This window comes from Mycobacterium avium subsp. avium, from assembly GCF_009741445.1.
Lineage (GTDB): Bacteria > Actinomycetota > Actinomycetes > Mycobacteriales > Mycobacteriaceae > Mycobacterium > Mycobacterium avium.
In genome coordinates this window covers 3695799-3715757 of sequence record NZ_CP046507.1, presented here as the reverse complement: position 1 = coordinate 3715757, position 19959 = coordinate 3695799, and the positions used below count along the sequence as shown (strand labels likewise).

Sequence of the window (19959 nt, the reverse complement as noted above, 5' to 3'; positions counted from 1 at the left end):
TCCTTACTACCCAGACGTTGCTGTGCGCCGCGTCGGCGCATATTTTCGCCGCGAGTTGGCAACCTGACAGTCATGCCCGCGGCGCCCGCACGCGTCGGTGAACGTGTCAAGAAAGCGAGATCGTGAGGCTGGACAGGCAGGGCGGGGCGCTGGCCGCCGCGGCGTTGGCGACGGCACTGGGCGCCGCGGCGCTGACCGGCTGCGGGAGCGACGAGAACCACCGCGGGACCGCCGCGCCGAGCATCAGCGGGACCACCGGCACCGCGGGCTGCGGCGGCAAGAACAAGCTGACCGCGGAGGGCTCGACCGCGCAGGAAAACGCGATCACGATGTTCAACCAGGTGTGGGGCCAGTACTGCCCGGGCAAGGGCCTGGCCTACAACCCGACCGGGTCGGGCGCCGGCCGCGAGCAGTTCATCGCCGGGCACGTGGATTTCGCGGGCGCGGACTCGCCGTTGGTCGCCGACCAGATCGGCCCGGCCGCCCAGCGCTGCGGCGGCAACCCGGCGTGGGACCTGCCGCTGGTGTTCGGGCCGATCGCGATCACCTACAACCTGCCCGGCAACCCGGCCCTGGTGGTCAGCAGTGACGCGGTGGCCAAGATCTTCACCGGCAAGATCACCAACTGGAACGACCCGATCCTGGCGGCCCTCAATCCCGGGGTGGCCCTTCCCGACACAAAGATCACCCCGATCTACCGGACCGACTCGTCGGGAACCACCGATAACGTGCAGAAGTATCTGACCGCCGCCGCGCCGCAGAGCTGGGCCAAGGGCGTCGGCACCGAATTCCAGGGCGGCGTCGGCGAGGGCGCCGCGAAGTCGGCGGGAGTCATCCAGGCGGTGCGGGCCACCACCGGGGCCATCGGCTACGTGGAGAAGGGCTTCGCCGACCAGGCCGGCATGCCCTACGCCAAGATCGCCACCCGCGGTGGGGTGGTCCCGCTGACCAACGAGACCGCCGGAAACGCCGTCAACGCGGCCAAATTCCTGTCCGAGGGCGACGACCTGGTGCTCGACCTCCACGCCATGTACGCCTCCCAGGAGCCGGGCGTCTACCCGTTGCTGCTGGTGACGTACGAGATCGTGTGTTCGAAGGGGTACGACCCCGAGACGCTGGCGGCCGTGAAATCGTTTCTCGGCGTGGCCGCCACCAGCGGGCAGGACGGCCTTTCCACCGCCGGCTACATCCCGCTGCCCGATAAGGTCAGACAACGACTGGTTACCGCGATCAATGCGTTGCAGTAGCCGGCGGGCCGGGGTTTCAGGGAGCGACGGCAGGACTGTGGTGGGCGCACCGTGACGGGGTTTTCCGGGCCGAATCCCACCGACGCGGGCTCGGGCGCGGTGGTCGCCGCGCCGTTCCCGGAGCCGTCGGCGACCCCCATCAGCCCCTGGGGGCAGGGGCGACCGCATGCGGGAGACCGGATTTTCCGCCGACTGGCGCAGGCCTCCGGGGTGCTGATCGTGCTGGTGATCGCCGCGATCGCGGTGTTTTTGCTCGACCGCGCGGTGCCGGCGCTGCAGCGCAACCGCGAGAACTTCTTCGGCTACGGCGGTAACTGGGTCACCACCGACACCTCGGCGATGCATTTCGGGATCGCCAGCCTGCTGCCGGTCACCGTGTTCGTGTCGCTGTTCGCGTTGATCCTGGCGATGCCGGTCGCGCTGGGCGTCGCCATCTTCATCACCCACTACGCGCCGCGCCGCGCCGCCACCCCGCTGGCCTACGCCGTCGACCTGCTGGCCGCGGTGCCCTCGATCATCTACGGCGCCTGGGGCCTGTACGTGTTGGCGCCGCAGCTTCGACCCGTCGCCACTTGGCTCAACCACTCGATGGGCTGGTGTTTCCTGTTCGCCGACGGCAACACCTCTGCGGGCGGCGGCGGCACCATCTTCACCGGCGGAATCGTGCTCGCGGTGATGATCCTGCCGATCATCACCGCCGTCACCCGCGAAGTGTTCATCCAGACCCCGCACGACCAGATCGAGGCCGCGCTGGCGCTGGGCGCGACCCGCTGGGAAGTGGTCCGGACGGTCACGCTGCCGTTCGGCCGGTCCGGCTACATCAGCGGCGGGATGCTGGGGCTGGGCCGCGCCCTGGGTGAGACTGTCGCGCTGCTGATCATCCTGCGGGGCACCCAGTCGGCGTTCGGCTGGTCGCTGTTCGACGGCGGCTCCACCTTCGCCACCAAGATCGCGGGCGCCGCGGCGGAATTGGACGACCGCTTCAAGGCCGGCGCCTACATCGCGGCGGGGCTGACGCTGTTCGTGCTCACCTTCGTGGTCGACGCCCTGGCGCGCGGCGCCGTCGCCGGGGTGGGCAGGCGGGCGGGCCCATGACCTCGATGCTGGACCGCCCGCTCAAGTCGCGGACGTTCTCGCCGCTGTCCCGACGCCGTCGAGCCGCGAATTCCGTTGCGACCGTGCTGGTTTCGTTGTCGTTGCTGGTCGCGGTGACCCCGCTGGTGATGGTGCTGTGCTCGGTGGTCGTCAAGGGGTTCAGGGCGATCACCTCGACCGTGTGGTGGTCGCACTCGCAGGCCGGGATGACCGCGTTCGTGACCGGGGGCGGTGCCTATCACGCGCTGGTCGGCACCGTGCTGCAGGGATTGGTGTGCGCGGCGATCTCCATCCCGATCGGCCTGATGGTGGCCATCTATCTGGTCGAGTACGGCGGCGGCACCCCGCTGGGCCGGCTGGCCTCGTTCATGGTGGACATCCTGAGCGGGGTGCCCTCGATCGTGGCGGCGTTGTTCGTCTATGCGCTGTGCGTGGCCACGCTGGGGCTGCCGCGCTCGGAGTTCGCGGTGTCGCTGGCGCTGGTCCTGCTGATGCTGCCGGTGATCGTGCGGGCCACCGAGGAGATGCTGCGGATCGTCCCGGTGGATCTGCGCGAGGCCAGTTACGCGCTGGGCATCACCAAGTGGAAGACCATCGCCCGGGTGGTCCTGCCCACCGGGCTGTCCGGCATCGTCACCGGCATCTTGCTGGCGATGGCCCGGGTGATGGGGGAGACGGCGCCGCTGCTGATCCTGGTCGGCTATGCACAGTCGATGAACTTCGACATCTTCAGCGGATTCATGGGGACGTTGCCCGGCATGATGTACAACCAGGCGTCGGCCGGCGCGGGCATCAACCCCATCCCCACGGATCGGTTGTGGGGTGCCGCGTTGACCCTCATCCTGGTGATCGCCACGATCAATATCGTGGCCCGGGTGATAACCAAGTTCCTTGGCGCCAGAAAGTCATAGGCAGGAGCACGAGTGGCCAAACGGTTGGACCTCAAGGGTGTCAACATCTACTACGGGTCGTTTCACGCCGTCGCGGAGGTGACGCTGTCGGTGCTTCCGCGCAGCGTCACGGCGTTCATCGGCCCGTCGGGTTGCGGCAAGACGACGGTGTTGCGCACCCTCAACCGGATGCACGAGGTGGTGCCCGGCGGGCGGGTCGAGGGAAGCGTGCTGCTCGACGACGAAGACATCTACGGCCCCGGTGTCGACCCTGTCGGGGTGCGCCGGGCCATCGGTATGGTGTTCCAACGGCCGAACCCGTTCCCCGCCATGTCAATTCGCGACAACGTGGTCGCGGGCCTGAAGCTGCAAGGGGTCCGCAACCGCAAGGTGCTCGACGAGACGGCCGAGTACTCGCTGCGCGGCGCCAACCTGTGGGACGAGGTCAAGGACCGGCTGGACAGGCCCGGCGGCGGACTCTCGGGCGGGCAGCAGCAGCGGTTGTGCATCGCGCGGGCCATCGCGGTGCAACCGGATGTGCTGCTGATGGACGAGCCGTGCTCGGCGCTGGACCCGATTTCGACGATGGCCATCGAAGAGCTGATCAGCGAGCTGAAGCAGGACTACACCATCGTCATCGTCACCCACAACATGCAGCAGGCCGCCCGGGTCAGCGACTACACCGCGTTTTTCAACCTGGAAGCCGTCGGAAAGCCGGGACGACTGATCGAGGTCGACGACACCGAGAAGATCTTCTCCAACCCCAGCCAGAAGGCGACGGAGGACTACATCTCGGGCCGCTTCGGTTAACTGAGCCCGGCGACGAAGCAGCTCGCGTAGCGAGGTGTGAGGAGTGGGGCAATCGGACCCAGCCCGATTCGCTTACTGCGAGGCGGGTTTCGTCTCTTCCTCGGGCAGTCTGCCGGTGGCCTGGAAGATGACCCGCCTGGCCACCTCGACGGCGTGGTCGGCGAAGCGTTCGTAGAACCGGCCCAGCAGCGTCACGTCGACGGCCGCCGCGACGCCGTGCTTCCATTCACGGTCCATCAGCACCGAGAACAGATGCCGGTGCAGATCGTCCATCGCGTCGTCCTCTTCGCGGATCCGGGCCGCCTTCTCCGGGTCGCGGGACAACACCACCTCTTGGGCGCTGTTGCCCAATTCGACTGCGATGCTTCCCATTTCGGCGAAATAACCGTTCACCTCTTCGGGCAGCGCGTGCTGGGGGTGGCGTCGACGGGCGATCTTGGCGACGTGCAGCGCCAGCGCGCCCATCCGGTCGATGTCCGCCACCATCTGGATGGCGCTCACGATGGCCCGCAGATCGCCGGCCACCGGCGCCTGTAATGCCAACAGTACGAAGGCGGTTTCCTCGGCGCGCGCGCTCATCGCGGCGATCGCTTCGTGGTCGCTGATCACTTGTTCGGCCAGCACCAGGTCGGCCTGCAGCAGCGCCTGGGTGGCCCGCTCCATGGCGACCCCCGCCAAGCCGCACATCTCGCCGAGCCGCTCGGACAACTCCGAGAGCTGCTCGTGGTAGGCGGTTCGCATGTGGTCCAGCGTACGTTCTTCGCACCCGAAACAGTCGGCGGAACGCCGTCAAAACCGGTTACTCGCAGGTGGTGTCGGCCGCGTTGGTGACCGTCAGGTCCTCGGGCAGCTTGGCCGGCGCGTTGCTCGAGCCACGTTCGATCTGCAGGCTCATCGTCGAGCCGCTGGGTGAGGGAGCGGTGACCGACTTGAAATCGGGGCCCAGCACCACCTGCACGACCTGTCCGTAGCCGGACACCCGCTGCACCTTCGCGTTGGCGAACGAGGACGCCACCGTCGCCGCGGCCTCCTCGTTGCCCGGCGAGAACAACACCGTCGTCGTGTTCACCGAACTCGGATAGTCATCGGGGGTCATCACGTTGAAGCCGTCGCGCTTGAGCTGGCTGGTCGCCGTGGCCGCCAGTCCGCTCTGCGTGGTCGCGTTGGAAACCCGCACCGTCACACCGCTCGGCGAGGTCGTGGTGACCTGCTCGCGCTGCGGCTCCGGCGTCGGGGTGGGCGACTTGCGGGTGGTGGGCGCCTTCGGCGCGCCGGTGGTCGAACCGGAAGCGCTCAAATTCTGTGCGTTCTGGTCGTTTTCCTCGGGCAGCGGGTCGTCGTTGATGATGGCGTCGAACAGCGCGCGCATGTCCGACATCCGGGGCGGCTCGTCGCCGTTCTGGTCGGTGACGCCGGTCGGCACCGTCACGAAGGTGACGTGGCCGGCCGCCATGCCCTGCAACGACTGGCCGAGCTGGACGAGGTCCTTGGACTTCACGTTGTCGACGACGGTGTCGTTGATCACGAGGTTGACGACGTTGTTGAGCTTGTTGAGGTCGAGCAGGGTGTCCGCGGAGATCAGTGACCGCAGCAGCGAGGACAGGAACAACTGCTGGCGTTTGATGCGGCCGTAGTCGCCGTTGACCTCGGTGGTGACCTGGCGGGCCCGCACGTAGTTCAGGGCCGTGTCGCCGTCGAGGACCTGGCGACCGCCGTGCTCGAGCACCGTGCCCAGCTCGTAGTCGTGCAGCGGGGTGCTCGAGCACACCTCGACACCACCCAGGGCGTCGACCATCTTCGCGAACCCGGCGAAGTCGACGGCGATGAAGTGGTTGATGCTCAGACCGGAGAGCTTCTGGATTTCCTTCACCAGACACTTGGGGCCGCCGAACGCGAACGCCGAGTTCAATTTGGTCTCGGTGTAGACCATCTTCGGGCCCCAGCTCTTGGTCTTCGGGTCATAGATGGGCCCGTACTTGCCGGTGCTGGGGTCCCACGCCTCGCACTGCATCGGGGTGATCGCCAGGTCGCGGGGGAACGACACCGCCACCACGCGTTTGCGGTTGGCCGGGATGTTGACCAGCATCACGGTGTCCGAGCGGGCGCCGTCGGCGTCGTCGGTGCTGCCGGCACCCATGTTGGCGTTGTCGCCGGCGCGCGAGTCCAGGCCGACGATCAGGAAGTCTTCGTCGCCGTACTGTCCGCCCGGGTCCCGGATGTCGCTGGAATTGCGGTCGAGCGCGTTGATCGTGTTGAGCCGGGCGTTTTTCGACGCGCTCCACTGCCACGCCCCGCCGGTCGTCGCCAGGGCGAGCACGGCGGCCAGGGCCGCCACCGACCGCCCGGCCATCAGCATCGGACGGCGCCGGCGCCGGGGTTCCCCGGCGGCGTCGGCGCTCTGCTGGTCGGAGTCCCCGTCGTTCGGGTAGTCGGTGGCCATCAGCTCGCGAAGCTCGAAGACCGCGTCCACCGAGTAGGCCAGGTCGTCGATCACCTGGGTCTGCTGCAGCTCGAGCGGCAGCCCCGACGCGGGCCCGGGCGGCTCGGGCTCGGGTTCGACAGGCTCGGGTTCGAACGGCTCGGTCTCCTCCGGAGCCGCGCGACGGTGCACGGGCCGGTTCGGGGCGCCGACCTTGGCGATCAGATCGGCGACGGTGACGCCGCCGCCGGTGTGGCATCCGCCCGGCTCGTCGTCGTCCTCGGGTGCGGCGACGGGCTCGAGGGCGGCGGCGTCCGGCCGCCACCGGTGCAGGCGGTCGTCGGGCGGGGGTTCGAAGAAGCGCTCCCAGGGAGCGGCGGCCAAGCTGGGCGACGGGCCGACCGGGATCGGTTGAACGCGAGCCGCGCCCGGTCCGTGCCGACCGTTACGAGTGCCGTCGCTCTCGGCGTCACTCATGTCCTACCGGCCTCCGAAGCTCTGATGCAGACGTCAGCGTGTTGGCGTGCCCTCAGCGCGGCACCGCATCCCCGGTGCCGCCGCTGGTGCCACCCTCTTCGTCGCGTTCGCCCGGTGCGTGCCAACCTCATCCGCCACCCATGCGCATGCAACAAAGCCCACATCGTACTGAGTTCTCGGTCCGGACGCGATTCCGCGCGGTGACTCAGCCGCCGGAGTGCATGACGTCGGCGCCGGCCGGCACCGTGCAGTCGTCCGGGTCGTCGAGCCAGCCCTCCGGCAGCACCACCCGGGCGGGTGAACCCTGCCGCCCCCGGGGCCCGGTCGCCTCGTCCGGGAACGGTACCGAGCCGTCCAACCGGTCGAGCAGGCGGTCCAGCTCGTCGAGCGTCTTGACCATCGCCAGCGCGCGCCGCAGCTCGGAACCGGCCGGGAAGCCGTGCAGGTACCAGGCGATGTGCTTGCGGATGTCGCGCATGCCCTTGTCCTCGCCGAAGTGGGCGGCCAGCAGCCGCCCGTGCCGGCGCACGATGTCGGCCACCTGCCCCAGGGTGGGCGGCGTGGGCGGCGGGCTGCCGGTGAACGCGGCCGACAGCTCGGCGAACAGCCACGGCCGGCCCAGACAGCCGCGGCCGATGACCACGCCGTCGCACCCGGTGGCGGCCATCATGGTCAGCGCGTCGCTGGCGTCGTAGATGTCGCCGTTGCCCAGCACCGGAATGGTGCGCACCTGCTGCTTGAGCAGGGCGATCTGTTCCCAGTCCGCGGTGCCGGAATACCGCTGCGCCGCGGTGCGGGCGTGCAGCGCGACCGCCGCGGCACCCTCGGCCTCGGCGATGCGCCCGGCATCCAGATGCGTGTGGTGCTCTTCGTCGATACCGATGCGGAACTTGACGGTCACCGGTATCTCGGTGCCCTGCGTGGCGCGCACCGCCGCGGCCACGATCTGCCCGAACAGGCGTCGTTTGTAGGGCAGCGCCGAGCCGCCGCCGCGCTTGGTCACCTTGGGCACCGGACAGCCGAAGTTCATGTCGATGTGATCGGCCAGGCCCTCGTTGGCGATCATCTTGGCCGCCGCGTAGGTGGTGGCCGGGTCGACGGTGTAGAGCTGCAGCGACCGCGGCGACTCGTCCGGGGCGAACGTGGTCATGTGCATGGTGGCCGGGTGCCGCTCGACGAGCGCGCGTGCCGTCACCATTTCGCAGACGTAGAGTCCGCTGACCGTCCCGACCAGCTCCCGCTCCAGCTCACGGCACAGGGTGCGAAACGCGACGTTGGTGACCCCGGCCATGGGAGCCAGCACCACCGGGCTGGCCAGCTCGATGGGGCCGATACGCAACGCTGGTTACCGCCGGCTCATGGTCAGCGTGCCCGCGGTGGTGTGCAGCTCCAGCGCGGTGGTCCGCTTGCCGGTGCGGGCTTCCCGCTCGAGCTGGCGCCGCTTGGAGATCTCGAACTTGTCGCACGTCGTCTCGAGCTCCTTGATCAGCAGCGCCAGGTCGTCGCGCAGCGCGGCGGCCTCGCCGGTGAAGTCCTCGCGCTCGAAGATGCGCCACTTCTTGAGCACCGGCATGACGACGTCGTCGAGGTGGATGCGCGGGTCGTAGACGCCGCCGACGGCGATCATCACGGCCTTGCGCCGGAACTCGGGCACCTGGTAGCCGGGCATCTGGAAGTTGCGCAGCACCTTGTGCAGCGACTTCATCGCCTGGTTGGGCGCGATCGCGAAGCCGGCCTCGCTGACGTCGCGGTAGAAGATCATGTGCAGGTTCTCGTCGGCCGAGATCTTGGCCAGCATCTGGTCGGCGATCGTCTCGTTGCAGGCCTTGCCGGTGTTGCGGTGCGAGATCCGGGTGGCCAGTTCCTGGAAGGTGACGTAGATGACCGAGTCGAACAGGCTCTCGGCGAACAGGTCCTCGCGCACCTGGTGGTTCTGGCCCGGGCTGAAGCCACGGTTGACCACCTCGATGCGCAGCTTCTCCAGCTCGACCGGATCGACCGCGCGGGTGACCACCAGGTAGTCGCGCAGCGCGATCCCGTGCCGGTTCTCCTCGGCGGTCCAGCGGTTGACCCACTGCCCCCACGGGCCGTCCATGCCGAAGTTCATCGCGATCTCGCGGTGGTACGACGGCAGGTTGTCCTCGGTCATCAGGTTCTGCACCATCGCCACCTGGGCGACGTCGGAAAGCTTGGACTGGCCGGGTTCCCAGTCCTGCCCACCGAGCGCGTAGAAGTTCTTGCCGTCCGACCACGGGATGTAGTCGTGCGGGTTCCAGTTCTTGTGCATGCTCTCGTGCCGGTTCAGGTATTTCTCGACGAACGGCTCGAGCTCCTGCAGCAGCTGTAGGTTTGTCAGCTCGGCTGACATAAGGCCTCCAGTTATCTGTGTCGATGGGTAGCACTCAATATATCTGTGTACCTCAGTAGCATCAAGTTCCTCGTCCGGCGCGGCAAACGGCGATTTTGGTGCCGGTTTCCGGGCCAGTCCGGCCCCGTGCGGCCGTGCCGGACCCAGCGATACGGCTTGCCGATCCGGCCGAGATGCAAACCCGCTACTGCGATTTGCCGAGCTCGCCGGCCGACACATACGGGGCGGCGGTGATGTAGAGCATGTTGGTGCAGTAGTCGATGAACTGCTTGCGGGTGGCTCCGAGCTGACCGTGCAGGTAGGCGGTGAACAGGCTGGACAGCCCGCCCACCAGGCTGGTAGCGATCATCTTCTGCAGCACCGCGTCGCCGATCCGGGACAGCTTGCGCTGCAGCAGGTCGATGAAGTTGGGCATCCACTCCGCGCCGGAGCGGGTCAGCACCGGTTCCACCGCCGGCGCCAGCAACAACACCCGGCCGCGCACCGGGTCGTCCACCATCAGCTCGACGAACCGTTCGACCGCCTCCCGCGGGGTGGTCGCCGACGTCAGGGTGTTCATCGCGCGGGTGCACACGTCGTCGTAGACCGCGCGCACGAACTCGTCACGGTCGGTGAAGCTTTCGTAGAAGTAGCGCTCGGTCAGCGCGGCCTTGCGGCACACCGCGCGCACGGTCAGCGCCGGGCCGCCGGAACCGCCGAGCAACTGCACCCCGGCGTTGATGAGGTTGTCGCGGCGAAGCGCGAGGCGACTCTCCAGGGGCACGCCGGTCCAGCGGCCCCGTCGTTGACCCGTCTGCACATCGCTCCTAAGCTGAAAACTTGACAACGGTTGTAGTCAAAAATTCACATACCCACAGGAATCCAATAGTGACTCAAGATACGTCCGCATCGCGCCCCCTGACCAGCGACGTAACGGGCAGCGATGCGGCCGGTCGCACTGAGCAGTCGATTTCGGCCCGGCCGGCGGATGCCGGCGCCGCGCTCGCCGTCGGCTGCCCGGTTTCGCCGCTGGGCTATGAGGCCCCGCCCGCGCCGCTCGGCCCTGACTCGCTGACCTGGAAGTACTTCGGGGACTGGCGGGGCATGCTGCAGGGCCCGTGGGCCGGTTCGATGCAGAACATGCACCCGCAATTGGGCGCGGCCGTGCTGGACCATTCCACCTTCTTCCGCGAGCGCTGGCCGCGGCTGCTGCGCTCGTTGTATCCCATCGGCGGCGTCGTGTTCGACGGCGACCGCGCCCCGATCACCGGCGCCGAGGTGCGCGACTACCACACCGACATCAAGGGCGTCGACGAGCAGGGCCGGCGTTATCACGCGTTGAACCCCGACGTCTTCTACTGGGCGCACTCCACCTTCTTCGTCGGCACCATCCATGTGGCCGAACGGTTCTGCGGCGGCATCACCGAGGAGCAGAAGCGGCAGCTGTTCGACGAACACGTGCAGTGGTACCGGATGTACGGCATGAGCATGCGCCCGGTGCCCAAGTCGTGGGAGGAGTTCCAGGCCTACTGGGATCACATGTGCCGCAACGTGTTGGAGAACAACGAGGCGGCCCGGGCCGTGCTGGATCTGACCGAGTTGCCCAAACCGCCGTTCGCGCAATGGCTTCCGGACCGTCTGTGGGCCGCGCAGCGCAAACTGTTGGCGCCGTTCTTCGTCTGGGTGACGGTCGGCCTGTACGACCCGCCGGTGCGGGAGCTGATGGGCTACCGGTGGTCGGCCCGCGACGAGTGGTTGCACCGGCGCTTCGGCGACCTGGTTCGTATCGTGTTCGCCTTGGTGCCCAGCAGATTCCGCAAGCACCCGCGGGCCCGCGCCGGACTGGACCGCGCCAGCGGCCGGATCCCGCTCGACGCCCCGCTGGTGCAGACCCCGGCGCGCAACCTGCCGCCCGAGGACGAACGCGGAAATCCCAAGCACTACTGCCCGATGGTGTCGTAGCCGGGCGCCGACGGGCTTAGGCGTGGGCGTGCTGGTGCACGTCCTCGAGGCCCGCCTGATGCACGTGCCGATGGGTGTGTTCGGTGCCGTCGGTGTGCGCGTGGCTGTGCTCGTGCTCGACGTGGTCGTGCTCGTGCGTGGTGTGCGCGTGCGCGTGCGTCACGCCGCCGTGCTGATGTTCGTGCGTGTGCGGTGCGTCGTGGGTGTGCTGTTCGCTCATCATGTTCTCCGTTGCGTGAAATACCTTGCGTGATACGTTGTGCCGCCGGCTGACTCAGCGCGCGGCGCCGCGCGGCCGGTGGCGTGACGATGCGGCCACCGACTTGAGCCCGCCCTCGCCGCGGTGGTGGCCCGGCACCCCGGGACCGGCGTGCTCGGCGTTGAACACCGCGTCGATCACCAGTTGGCGAACATGCTCGTTCTCCAGGCTGTAGAAGATCGTGGTGCCCTCCCGGCGGGTGCGGACCAGACGGGCCATCCGCAGCTTGGCCAGGTGTTGGGACACCGACGGTGCCGGCTTGCCCACGTACTCGGCGAGTTCGTTGACCGACATCTCGCGGTCGGTCAACGACCAGAGCACCTGCACGCGAGTGGCATCGGCCAGCATCCGGAAGACCTCGACGACCAGACGTACCTGGTCGTCGGGCAGCCGACCTGCACTACTACCTGCATGCATACGCAAATACTAGCGAAGCTCGGCCGGTCTGCCAAGGCGCGGCTCAGTCCGACGGCACCACCGTCGACCGGCGCCGGCCGCCGTTGCGCTCGTTCCACAGCCGGTAGACGTCCACGGCGTCCGGGTGCGGCTGGTAGCGCATCGGAAGCCGGCGCTCGTCGAACGGCTTGGCGAATTCGGCGTAGAAATTCGCCAATTCGAAGTACTTGCGGTTGTCCACGTAATACGGCTCGTAGCTTTCCCGGGTGGTCAGAAAAACGACTTCTCTGGGCGAGCAGTAGTACAGCGCGCCCAGGCACATCGGGCACGGATGCGCCAGCACATAGATGGTGGCGTCGACGAGATGCTCGGTGCCCAGCTTCAGGCAGGCCGCACGGATGGCCAGGATCTCCGCGTGGGCGGTGGGGTCGTTGGTCTGGGCCGCCTTGTTGGCGCTCTCGGCGAGGACCTCGCCGTCCTGGACGATCACCGTGGCGAACGGGCGGCCGCCTTCGGCCACGTTTTGGCGGGCCAGGTCGATGGTCCGCCGGGCGAAATCGGTCACGAATTGCAGGGTAGTCCGCGCGGCCTCGTGCAATCGGCCCTGTTTTACTGACTAGATCGTCTATTCAAATCCGGGATGAGGAACACCATGGCGCGCACCGACCGTGATCGTTGGGATCTGGCGACCAGCGTCGGGGCGACCGCGACCATGGTGGCGGCCCAGCGGGCGCTGTCCTCGGATGCGAACTTGATCGACGACCCCTACGCCGCGCCGCTGGTGCGGGCGGTCGGCATCGACGTCTACGTCCGGTTGGTGAACGGGGAGATAAAGCCCGGGACGTCCGAGTTCGACCCGCATCGCATGGCGAAGGGGATGGCTTGCCGGACAAGGTTTTACGACGACTTCTTCCTTGACGCCGCCCGCGCCGGCGTCGGCCAGGCGGTGATCCTGGCCTCGGGACTGGACGCGCGCGCCTACCGCCTGCCCTGGCCGGCCGGCACCGTCGTCTACGAGGTCGACATGCCCGACGTGATCGAGTTCAAGACCCTGACGCTGGCCGACCTCGGCGCGCAGCCGACCGCGCAGCGGCGCACGGTCGCGATCGACCTGCGCGACGACTGGGCCGCCGCGTTACGGGAAGAGGGGTTCGACCCGCAGGCTCCCGCCGCGTGGAGCGCCGAGGGCCTGCTGGTGTATCTGCCGGAACAGGCCCAGGACGCGCTGTTCGACAACATCACCGCGTTGAGCGCCCCGGGCAGCCGGCTGGCTTTCGACTTCGTGCCCGACACCGCCGTTTTCGCCGACCCGCGCTGGCGCGCCCACCACGACCGGATGAGTGAGCTCGGGTTCGAGGTCGATTTCAATAACCTGGTCTATCACGGCGAGCGCAGCCACATCGTCGACCACTTGAGCGGGCGGGGCTGGCGGGTCACCTCGAGGACGATCGCCGAGCTGCATGCGGCCAACGGCTTCGCCTACGCAGCCGACGACGTCGCCGCGGCCTTCGCCGACGTCACCTACAGCAGCGCCGTGCTCGGCGGGTAATACCGAGGCCGCCGGCGTGCAACTGTCACGCATCAGCCGACGTCATATGCGTCTGGTGCCCCCACTAGGACTCGAACCTAGGACCTGCGGATTAAAAGTCCGTAGCTCTACCAACTGAGCTATAGGGGCCGCGGAGTTTCAGGATACTTGGACCCAAAACCGGGCTCGTTTGAGGATTGGGCCCACGGTGACCTAAGCTGACGTGGCTCCCAACGAAACCACGTTGCGAGTACCCCGGAGAGATTCGGTTCTGGCCCCCTTCGTCTAGCGGCCTAGGACGCCGCCCTTTCAAGGCGGTAGCGCGGGTTCGAATCCCGTAGGGGGTACGCAACGCGGCGACGCGGAGCAGCAGCAAGGCCCTGTGGCGCAGTTGGTTAGCGCGCCGCCCTGTCACGGCGGAGGTCGCGGGTTCGAGTCCCGTCAGGGTCGCCAGCGCGGCGAGGCACTCGCTGCCTTCCGGCCAGGTAGCTCAGTCGGTACGAGCGTCCGCCTGAAAAGCGGAAGGTCGCCGGTTCGATCCCGGCCCTGGCCACCATTCTTCACCTGCATCGACACGGGTCTTGCACTCGGTTGTCAGTTGGATTCGTCCGGTTCTTGTCCGGTCTTAGGTGTGTGAGTCTCCGTCGCGTGAAGCTGATCGAGGTTGGTTGCCACCTGATCCAGTTCGTCGGAGTAAAGGTCGCTGTAGATGTTCGCGGTGACAGTCGGCGTCGAGTGGCCCATCGTTTTCTGCACATATCGAAGGTCTGCGCCGGATTTGCGGGCCAAGCTGGCATAGGTATGGCGCAGATCATGGATGGTCAGCGGCGCCAGGTTGGTCTTCTTGAGGGCTTTGTTCCAGTGGGTGTGTCGACGCCAGTTGTTCGATCGGAGCATCGCGCCGTTGGGTGAGGTGACGGCGGGTTCATCAGGTGCCCGCCCGCTGATCCGTGTCTTGAAGATGTCGACGACGACTTGGGGGAGCGGGACCGTACGAATGCCCGCGCGGGTCTTGGGAGGTCCGATGACGATGCGGCCTTCGACTTCGGGTGCGGCCCGTCGGACATAGAGGCGACGAGCCACGAGGTCGATGTCCTTGACGCGGAGGCCGACGAGTTCGGACCAGCGGAGGCCCGTGTAGGCCAGGATGGTCACGACGTCGCCCTGATCCCCGCACGCGGTAGCGAGCGTCTGCACTTCCTGAGCGGTGAGATAGCGGTGCCGTTCCCGCTCAGGAATGCGACCCGCTGAGACGCCGAGGGCGGGGTTGCGGTGGATGCGGCCGTCCTGGTGTGCGACGTCGAGAATCGACCGCAGGAGACGCAGTGTCGACACCTTCGCCCACGGGCCGACCGTCAGGTCGTCAACGAAGGCTTGGACGTCGCCGCGGCTGATTTCATCTACGGGCACGTGCCCGAACCGCGGCTTGATGCGTAGCTCCCAGTGCTGGGTGTAGCCGCTCCAGGTCTTCGGCGAGACCGCCGGCTTCTTGGAGTCGGAGAACTGCACCCAGATCCGTTGCAGCGGTGTCCGACCTAGGCGAGGGTCGAACCGACGTGCGCCGAGGGCCGCTTCGTTGTCACGTTCGGACTTGAACGCCTTTGCCTCGCGCAGAGTTGGGAATGTGGCCGACGTTTCGACCCAGCCTGATGGTGCGGCCGGATCACGGATCAAGTAGCGGACTTGGTAGCGGGGCTCCCCGGCGGCGTTGAGTCGCTTTCGGATGCCGCGCGGGGTGTTGCCGGCCATTACCGACGCACCTGCTTCAGCCAGGACCGGACTTCGGCGCAGTCCCAGCGGCGTACCCGCTCTGACAGCGTGTAGCAGGGCGGGCCGATCTGCTCGCCGGTCGTTTCGCGTATCGCTGCCCAGCGGTTGAGGGTCGCGGCGGAGACGCCGAGCAGTGCTGACACCTGCTCCGCAGTCAGCAGCTCAGGGAAGTTGCCTGCGGCGACGAGAGCGTCCCGGAGGCCATGAGTGACCATCGCTTCACCTCGCTGCACGGATCGAGTTGAACCATGCGCGCGTGCGTAACAATCCGCTGTCGACCTCGGACTGGCCGCCGGTGATTCCCCACAGGTCGAATGCCCATCGCTCCAGAGCGGAGACCGTGGTTTCGCCGCAGCGTAGGAGTTCGGCGTCGTCGTGGAGGACCAACGCGGTGCCGATGACTTCGCCGCACGACCATCGATGCCGATACCCATCCCATCCGTGACTGCGGACGAGGTTGGCACGGTGGATCAGATCATCGGCATGCCGCGCCAGCTGATCCTTGTCGGGTGGTTCGAAGATGGACCAGCCGTCATTCATTTACACTGCCCTCCAGTGGTCCGTGACCTTCCGTATTGCTTTGCAGTGGAGCGGATTTGCTCGTCAGACCAGAAGTCGGATCGCACCTTGGTCACTTGCCCGTCCTCGGCGACGACGTAACCGGTACCTGGCTTTTCTGGGCTGATTCGATGCGCGGGTGCGGCATCTGCTATCCCGTCGCCGAGCACCATCGCGACTTCGTCTCGGGACCGCAGTCGAAGCGCGATGGTTTGGGTGAACAGGCCCCGCATCGGCAGGACTTCTTTGCGTGGGTCTTGAAGGAAAGCCGATACCACGATTCCCAGTGCTCGGCCCTTCGTGAGGATCCGCGATAACGAGGCAGCGGCTTCTTTGCGCAACGACGGATCGCTCATGTAAGCGGTCACGCCGGCAAGTTCGTCGATCAGCAGCACTACGAGCGGTGAGGTCTTGCTCGGACTGTGCTCGCGTGTGCGACCCGCCATCGCGTTGCCGCGCTTGTTCATCAACTTCTCCAGCGCGGCAAGGGTTTCGACGGCGTCGGACTCCGTGGTGGCGATCTTGGTGAACAAGCCGGAACCAACAGACAATTCGATGCCGTACTTCAGGTCGATTCCCACGAGGCGAACCGTTCCAGCGGCAACAGCGGGCCCGAGTCCACCAGCGATGCTCCAGAACACGGAGCCTTTTCCGGAGCCTGAACAGCCGACAGTGAGTGTGTGCCGACCAATCAGTGGCAAGCGCCAGGCTGATCCGTTTTCGCACCGTCCGAGCGTGACTCGCGTTGTCGCTACCGCTGTCGGCGGCGAGGCGTGGCCTACCGTCGACAGCTGGTCACGCATCACCAGCTCGATCCGGAGTGTCCCAGGCGAGACGACAACCGACCGCGCCGAGTGTGCCCCGGCAGCATCGCGTATCGCTGGAACGGCGCGCTCCAGGTCTTCGACCGTCTGCCCCATGCGTGCCCGCACTGTCAGTAGCAGGGTGGTGCGAGATACGTCTGTTCCCAACAGCTTTGGATGAAACCAACGTGTCGACATGACTTGACGGCCTTCGTTGTCGCGGCGCGTGACCTGCTCCGAGGCGGACAAACCGCAGCGCTTGCATAGCTTTTGCCACGACATATGCGCCCAGAAGCGCCAGCGCAGGAGCCGAGCTGGTGTCGCGAATCGTTCCTCGTACGTCTCTGGTGAGCGCAGCCGCCAGAAGATGAGGGCTGCGCCGATCGCGCCGACAGTGACAGCCACGCACAGGGCGAGGTTGGTGAGGAAGTCCAGTACATGGTCGAGCCGGAACGGGGTATCAATATCGACTGGCGCGAACGGGTCGGGATTCATGCCGATTCCCGGCTTGTCGTTGCGCCAGCGGATGACTTACCCGGTGCCCTCATGTTGGAGGCTCGAAACGACCAGGCGATCCGAGAGAAGTCGCCCGACTTCTCGACGTACGGCAGCGCCATGAGCCCATCGAAAAACACTGGGGTAAAGGGTGTCCCGCTGGAGTTGGCGGGCACAGACGGCTGCGTCGGAGAGGCGAACTTGACCGTCACCGTTCGGCTGCGCTTCGGTGCCGCCGGATCGCCGTCAAGCACTTCGACCTGCCACATCGGCAAGCCGGTATCGCGATCTCTCGCCTGCACGCGATTATCGCCGGAGGACTTGTCGAAGTCGATCATCGGCGTCACCTCGGATACGAGGAACGCGCCGAAGGAGAACACCTGGTCGTGTCCGATTTGGAGCCACTTGGGGATGGACATTGCTGAACCTTTCGAGTGGGTTGAACTAGATGACTATTTAACCTAGTCGTCTAGAGGAGTAAGTCAAGCGTTGCGCCTCAATTGGTCGCTTCGCGGGGGTTCAGCGCGCTGAAAAGTCGTATTCGAGCAGGTAGGCCGATGCCACCTTCACGGTGTCGCACACCTCGACAGCCACGTCATGAGTGTCGTAGGCCGTACGAACCACTGTCAGAACAGGAGCCCCTGCCGGGAGTTGTAAGGCGCGGCGCTCTTCAGGGGTGGGCATTCGCGCGCCGACTTCCTCGGTGAATCGCGCAAGCGTGTGGCCAGCCTCTTCGAGGCGCGCGTATATGCCACCTGGCCCGGTATCGGTCTGTTCGATCTTCGTGCCCTGAGCGAATGCGGCAGGAATATATGAGGTAGCCGTTTCGACCGGCCTTCCATCGGCAAGGTAACGCCGGGATCGAACGACAACGTCGTCCTCTGGAGTCAAACGAAGACGTTCGGCGACAGCGTGATTCGGCCTTTCTCGTGTCACGGTGATGTTGTCCACCTGCGGCGTGTAACCCGACTTCTCCGCCTCGACCGTGAACGCCGCTTTGCCGCTGGCGCGATGTCGCCCCGCAAACCGATCGGAAGCGAGCCGCCGAATGGGGGGCGCGGGGCGAACGAACACGCCGCGGCCGTGCTCGGAGATCACGAGGCCCTCTGAGCGCAGTTCCTGCACGGCCTGGCGGACCGTCATCCGTGCGACCCGGAAGTGCTCTATCAACGCGGCCTCGGAGGGCAGGCGTCCCCCTGCTTCTAACTGGCCAGAGGTGATGGCCTCACGCAACATGCTGGCGATCTGCCGATACGGCGGCTTATCGTCTGCCCGATCGATCTGGCCAAGTTGTAGCACCTGTGAGCCTTCCCTTACATGTCTAGGCGACTAGTCTAGGGAAGCGACACGCCCATGTCACGACTGGAGTCGGGCCGAGAGTAGGAGTCTCGCATGGCAGCCACACCGAAGCACTCGGTCAGCGTCGCTGGCATCGTTGTCCGAGATGACGGCCGGGTTCTGGTCATCAAGCGCGACGACAACGGCCATTGGGAAGCGCCTGGCGGCGTCTTGGAACTTGGCGAATCGTTCGAAGCTGGCGTGCAGCGTGAGGTGCTGGAAGAGACTGGCCTTGAAGTCGCCGTGGAGCGGCTCACCGGCGTCTACAAGAATCTGACCCGTGGAATCGTTGCGCTGGTGTATCGCTGTCGGCCAGCCGGGGGAAAGCCGCATTCGACCGAGGAAGCACGCGAAATCCGTTGGATGACAAAGGAAGAAGTGCAGTCAGCGATGGTGCCGGCGTTCGGGGTGCGGGTCTTAGATGCGTTTGAGGAATCACCGCAGTCGCGGGCGCATGACGGAGTAAATCTCGTATTCGGATAATGTCAGTTGTCATCACTGGGACGTCCTGGCTTGTACGCCCTCGCGAACCCGATGACATCGGCGGCAATACTGGTGTAGCTGAAACGGAATCCAGCTATCAGTTCGGGGCTTTGCTCATGGACGAGTGCTCGGGTACCGGGACGCTGCTCGAAAAGATCATCGAATTCGATTATCGTCTTGCACGCCTCGGTCAGGTCTGGATGCACGATATCGCGTAGGCTCCGGTTCGCGTCGACGAGCGGTTGGGTGATCAAGGCGAACGTCTGCTCGCCAGGTCGGATATCGCGGCTCGAAGTACTTTGTCAGCCATCTCTGCCGTGAACATGCGCGGAGTGAAGTTCTCGCGAATCTGCTGTCGTGGGTGGATGTAGTTGCGGAAATCGCGAACTGCGTCAGCGTGTTTCAGGACATCTTGACCGACAAGGCCGAGTTCACGTGACACTGCGATGAGGTTCTGTAGAGTCCACTCGGCGAATGGCCTCACTTTGCCGTCTTTGGTTGGTGCCGCAGTCGCCTGATTGAATTGCTTCGGGTTGCCCTCAGCGACGGCGAAAAGCAAGCCCTCAAGGGTGCTTCCGCACAGGAAAATCACTGCGAGAGGCGCCTTCGCCTTTAAGCATCGCTCAATCTCGTCTCGACGCTGTTGAATGACTTCCTGGAACGTCAGGGGTAGTGGAACGCAAGTCAGGTCAATATTGCCGAGATCTTTTTCCAGGAAGGCGATTTCATCAGCGGTTGGTGTCGATTCGTCGGGAATGAGTGCATTCAGCTCTGCCACGGCTTCGTCGTAAACCTGCTGGTCGGAGGGCGACGGCCCACCGCTCAGCAGTTGGTTTGTCCGCCAGCGTTCAAGCATTTCGATCATGAGTGTTGCAACGACCACATCGGCCTCACTCTGCCAAAATGATCTGAGACGAACAGCTTTCGAACCTTCTGGGTACTTCTCATCGACATCGATCCCGACACTGGTGACGATGAAGTCTTGAAACGTGGAGTTGGTGAAATCCAGGACGTAGCCAGTCCGCATGTTCAGCAGGTGCTCGAGCTTCTGCTTCGTGGGGTTCTTCAGGTTTGCCATCGGG

The 19959-nt window shown here is 66.0% G+C and carries 23 protein-coding genes and 4 tRNA genes; 11 read left to right on the top strand and 16 right to left on the bottom strand.

Annotation, left to right across the window (positions count from 1 at the left end):
- Positions 1 to 122 precede the first annotated feature (122 nt).
- The 4 genes from pstS to pstB are packed head-to-tail and all read left to right on the top strand — an operon-like array spanning position 123 to position 4042.
- Positions 123 to 1247: a phosphate ABC transporter substrate-binding protein PstS gene (pstS, locus tag MAA44156_RS17260; protein WP_009974939.1), complete on the top strand. Its 1125-nt coding sequence runs from the start codon at positions 123 to 125 to the stop codon at positions 1245 to 1247.
- A 51-nt stretch (positions 1248 to 1298) separates the two neighbouring features.
- Positions 1299 to 2342, top strand: a complete 1044-nt coding sequence (pstC, locus tag MAA44156_RS17255) for a phosphate ABC transporter permease subunit PstC (RefSeq protein WP_009974940.1) — start codon at positions 1299 to 1301, stop codon at positions 2340 to 2342.
- Positions 2339 to 3253, top strand: a complete 915-nt coding sequence (gene pstA, locus MAA44156_RS17250; RefSeq protein WP_009974941.1) for a phosphate ABC transporter permease PstA — start codon at positions 2339 to 2341, stop codon at positions 3251 to 3253. Before pstC ends, pstA begins: the two co-directional genes overlap by 4 nt.
- A 12-nt stretch (positions 3254 to 3265) precedes the next feature.
- Entirely contained in the window at positions 3266 to 4042 is a 777-nt protein-coding gene (pstB, locus tag MAA44156_RS17245) for a phosphate ABC transporter ATP-binding protein PstB (RefSeq protein WP_003875815.1), read from the top strand.
- A 72-nt stretch (positions 4043 to 4114) separates the two neighbouring features.
- Here pstB and phoU read toward each other — a convergent pair whose 3' ends face one another.
- The 5 genes from phoU to MAA44156_RS17220 all read right to left on the bottom strand — a co-directional run bounded on the left by phoU (position 4115) and on the right by MAA44156_RS17220 (position 10105).
- Entirely contained in the window at positions 4115 to 4783 is a 669-nt protein-coding gene (gene phoU / locus MAA44156_RS17240; RefSeq protein ID WP_003875816.1) for a phosphate signaling complex protein PhoU, read from the bottom strand.
- Between the two features lie 58 nt (positions 4784 to 4841).
- Positions 4842 to 6845, bottom strand: coding sequence for an LCP family protein (locus MAA44156_RS17235; protein WP_009974942.1), 2004 nt, complete (start codon positions 6843 to 6845; stop codon positions 4842 to 4844).
- Positions 6846 to 7143: 298 nt separating this feature from the next.
- Complete coding sequence (dusB, locus tag MAA44156_RS17230) at positions 7144 to 8277, bottom strand: tRNA dihydrouridine synthase DusB (RefSeq protein WP_009974943.1); 1134 nt, start codon at positions 8275 to 8277, stop codon at positions 7144 to 7146.
- A 6-nt stretch (positions 8278 to 8283) separates the two neighbouring features.
- Positions 8284 to 9306: an acyl-ACP desaturase gene (locus MAA44156_RS17225; protein WP_003875819.1), complete on the bottom strand. Its 1023-nt coding sequence runs from the start codon at positions 9304 to 9306 to the stop codon at positions 8284 to 8286.
- 184 nt (positions 9307 to 9490) lie between these two features.
- On the bottom strand, positions 9491 to 10105 hold the full coding sequence (locus tag MAA44156_RS17220; RefSeq protein ID WP_023861897.1) for a TetR/AcrR family transcriptional regulator: 615 nt from the start codon (positions 10103 to 10105) through the stop codon (positions 9491 to 9493).
- Between the two features lie 68 nt (positions 10106 to 10173).
- Between MAA44156_RS17220 and MAA44156_RS17215 the strand changes: the two genes are divergently transcribed.
- On the top strand, positions 10174 to 11247 hold the full coding sequence (locus MAA44156_RS17215) for an oxygenase MpaB family protein (protein WP_009974945.1): 1074 nt from the start codon (positions 10174 to 10176) through the stop codon (positions 11245 to 11247).
- A 16-nt stretch (positions 11248 to 11263) separates the two neighbouring features.
- On the opposite strand, the gene MAA44156_RS17210 is transcribed toward MAA44156_RS17215, so the two are convergent.
- From MAA44156_RS17210 to MAA44156_RS17200, 3 genes are read right to left on the bottom strand one after another with little or no spacing between them, the layout of a single operon-like run.
- Positions 11264 to 11470 carry a hypothetical protein gene (locus MAA44156_RS17210; protein WP_009974946.1) on the bottom strand — a complete coding sequence of 69 codons (207 nt, stop codon included), beginning with the start codon at positions 11468 to 11470 and terminating at the stop codon, positions 11264 to 11266.
- Positions 11471 to 11521: 51 nt separating this feature from the next.
- The gene (locus MAA44156_RS17205; protein ID WP_029248373.1) at positions 11522 to 11923 is read right to left on the bottom strand and encodes an ArsR/SmtB family transcription factor; all 402 of its coding nucleotides are present in this window, start codon (positions 11921 to 11923) and stop codon (positions 11522 to 11524) included.
- A gap of 43 nt (positions 11924 to 11966) precedes the next feature.
- Entirely contained in the window at positions 11967 to 12500 is a 534-nt protein-coding gene (locus MAA44156_RS17200; RefSeq protein WP_009974948.1) for a nucleoside deaminase, read from the bottom strand.
- A gap of 54 nt (positions 12501 to 12554) precedes the next feature.
- Here MAA44156_RS17200 and MAA44156_RS17195 point away from each other — a divergent pair, with 54 nt between their 5' ends.
- Positions 12555 to 13451 (top strand): class I SAM-dependent methyltransferase, encoded by an 897-nt coding sequence (locus tag MAA44156_RS17195; protein WP_009974949.1) that lies wholly within the window; start codon positions 12555 to 12557, stop codon positions 13449 to 13451.
- A 53-nt stretch (positions 13452 to 13504) separates the two neighbouring features.
- Here MAA44156_RS17195 and MAA44156_RS17190 read toward each other — a convergent pair.
- A tRNA-Lys gene (locus tag MAA44156_RS17190) sits at positions 13505 to 13580 on the bottom strand.
- A gap of 124 nt (positions 13581 to 13704) precedes the next feature.
- Between MAA44156_RS17190 and MAA44156_RS17185 the strand changes: the two genes are divergently transcribed.
- The 3 genes from MAA44156_RS17185 to MAA44156_RS17175 all read left to right on the top strand — a co-directional run bounded on the left by MAA44156_RS17185 (position 13705) and on the right by MAA44156_RS17175 (position 13986).
- Positions 13705 to 13777 (top strand) — tRNA-Glu (locus tag MAA44156_RS17185).
- 29 nt (positions 13778 to 13806) lie between these two features.
- Positions 13807 to 13883 (top strand) — tRNA-Asp (locus MAA44156_RS17180).
- A gap of 26 nt (positions 13884 to 13909) precedes the next feature.
- Positions 13910 to 13986, top strand: a tRNA-Phe gene (locus tag MAA44156_RS17175).
- Positions 13987 to 14024: 38 nt separating this feature from the next.
- Here MAA44156_RS17175 and MAA44156_RS17170 read toward each other — a convergent pair.
- From MAA44156_RS17170 to MAA44156_RS17145, 6 genes are all read right to left on the bottom strand, one after another.
- Entirely contained in the window at positions 14025 to 15179 is a 1155-nt protein-coding gene (locus MAA44156_RS17170) for a tyrosine-type recombinase/integrase (RefSeq protein ID WP_009974950.1), read from the bottom strand.
- The gene (locus tag MAA44156_RS17165) at positions 15179 to 15415 is read right to left on the bottom strand and encodes a helix-turn-helix transcriptional regulator (protein ID WP_009974951.1); all 237 of its coding nucleotides are present in this window, start codon (positions 15413 to 15415) and stop codon (positions 15179 to 15181) included. The genes MAA44156_RS17170 and MAA44156_RS17165 overlap by 1 nt, the downstream gene beginning before the upstream one ends.
- 4 nt (positions 15416 to 15419) lie before the next feature.
- Positions 15420 to 15740: a hypothetical protein gene (locus tag MAA44156_RS17160; RefSeq protein WP_009974952.1), complete on the bottom strand. Its 321-nt coding sequence runs from the start codon at positions 15738 to 15740 to the stop codon at positions 15420 to 15422.
- Positions 15737 to 17056 carry an FtsK/SpoIIIE domain-containing protein gene (locus tag MAA44156_RS17155; protein WP_029248374.1) on the bottom strand — a complete coding sequence of 440 codons (1320 nt, stop codon included), beginning with the start codon at positions 17054 to 17056 and terminating at the stop codon, positions 15737 to 15739. Before MAA44156_RS17155 ends, MAA44156_RS17160 begins: the two co-directional genes overlap by 4 nt.
- Positions 17053 to 17475, bottom strand: coding sequence for a hypothetical protein (locus MAA44156_RS17150; RefSeq protein WP_009974954.1), 423 nt, complete (start codon positions 17473 to 17475; stop codon positions 17053 to 17055). Before MAA44156_RS17150 ends, MAA44156_RS17155 begins: the two co-directional genes overlap by 4 nt.
- 100 nt (positions 17476 to 17575) lie before the next feature.
- Positions 17576 to 18355 carry a GntR family transcriptional regulator gene (locus MAA44156_RS17145; protein WP_023880334.1) on the bottom strand — a complete coding sequence of 260 codons (780 nt, stop codon included), beginning with the start codon at positions 18353 to 18355 and terminating at the stop codon, positions 17576 to 17578.
- A 93-nt stretch (positions 18356 to 18448) separates the two neighbouring features.
- On the opposite strand from MAA44156_RS17145, the gene MAA44156_RS17140 reads away from it, so the two are divergent.
- On the top strand, positions 18449 to 18877 hold the full coding sequence (locus MAA44156_RS17140) for an NUDIX hydrolase (RefSeq protein ID WP_009974956.1): 429 nt from the start codon (positions 18449 to 18451) through the stop codon (positions 18875 to 18877).
- The gene (locus MAA44156_RS17135; RefSeq protein WP_134799949.1) at positions 18877 to 19095 is read left to right on the top strand and encodes a hypothetical protein; all 219 of its coding nucleotides are present in this window, start codon (positions 18877 to 18879) and stop codon (positions 19093 to 19095) included. The genes MAA44156_RS17140 and MAA44156_RS17135 overlap by 1 nt, the downstream gene beginning before the upstream one ends.
- 32 nt (positions 19096 to 19127) lie before the next feature.
- Here MAA44156_RS17135 and MAA44156_RS17130 read toward each other — a convergent pair whose 3' ends face one another.
- On the bottom strand, positions 19128 to 19955 hold the full coding sequence (locus tag MAA44156_RS17130; RefSeq protein WP_009974958.1) for a hypothetical protein: 828 nt from the start codon (positions 19953 to 19955) through the stop codon (positions 19128 to 19130).
- Positions 19956 to 19959 lie beyond the last annotated feature (4 nt).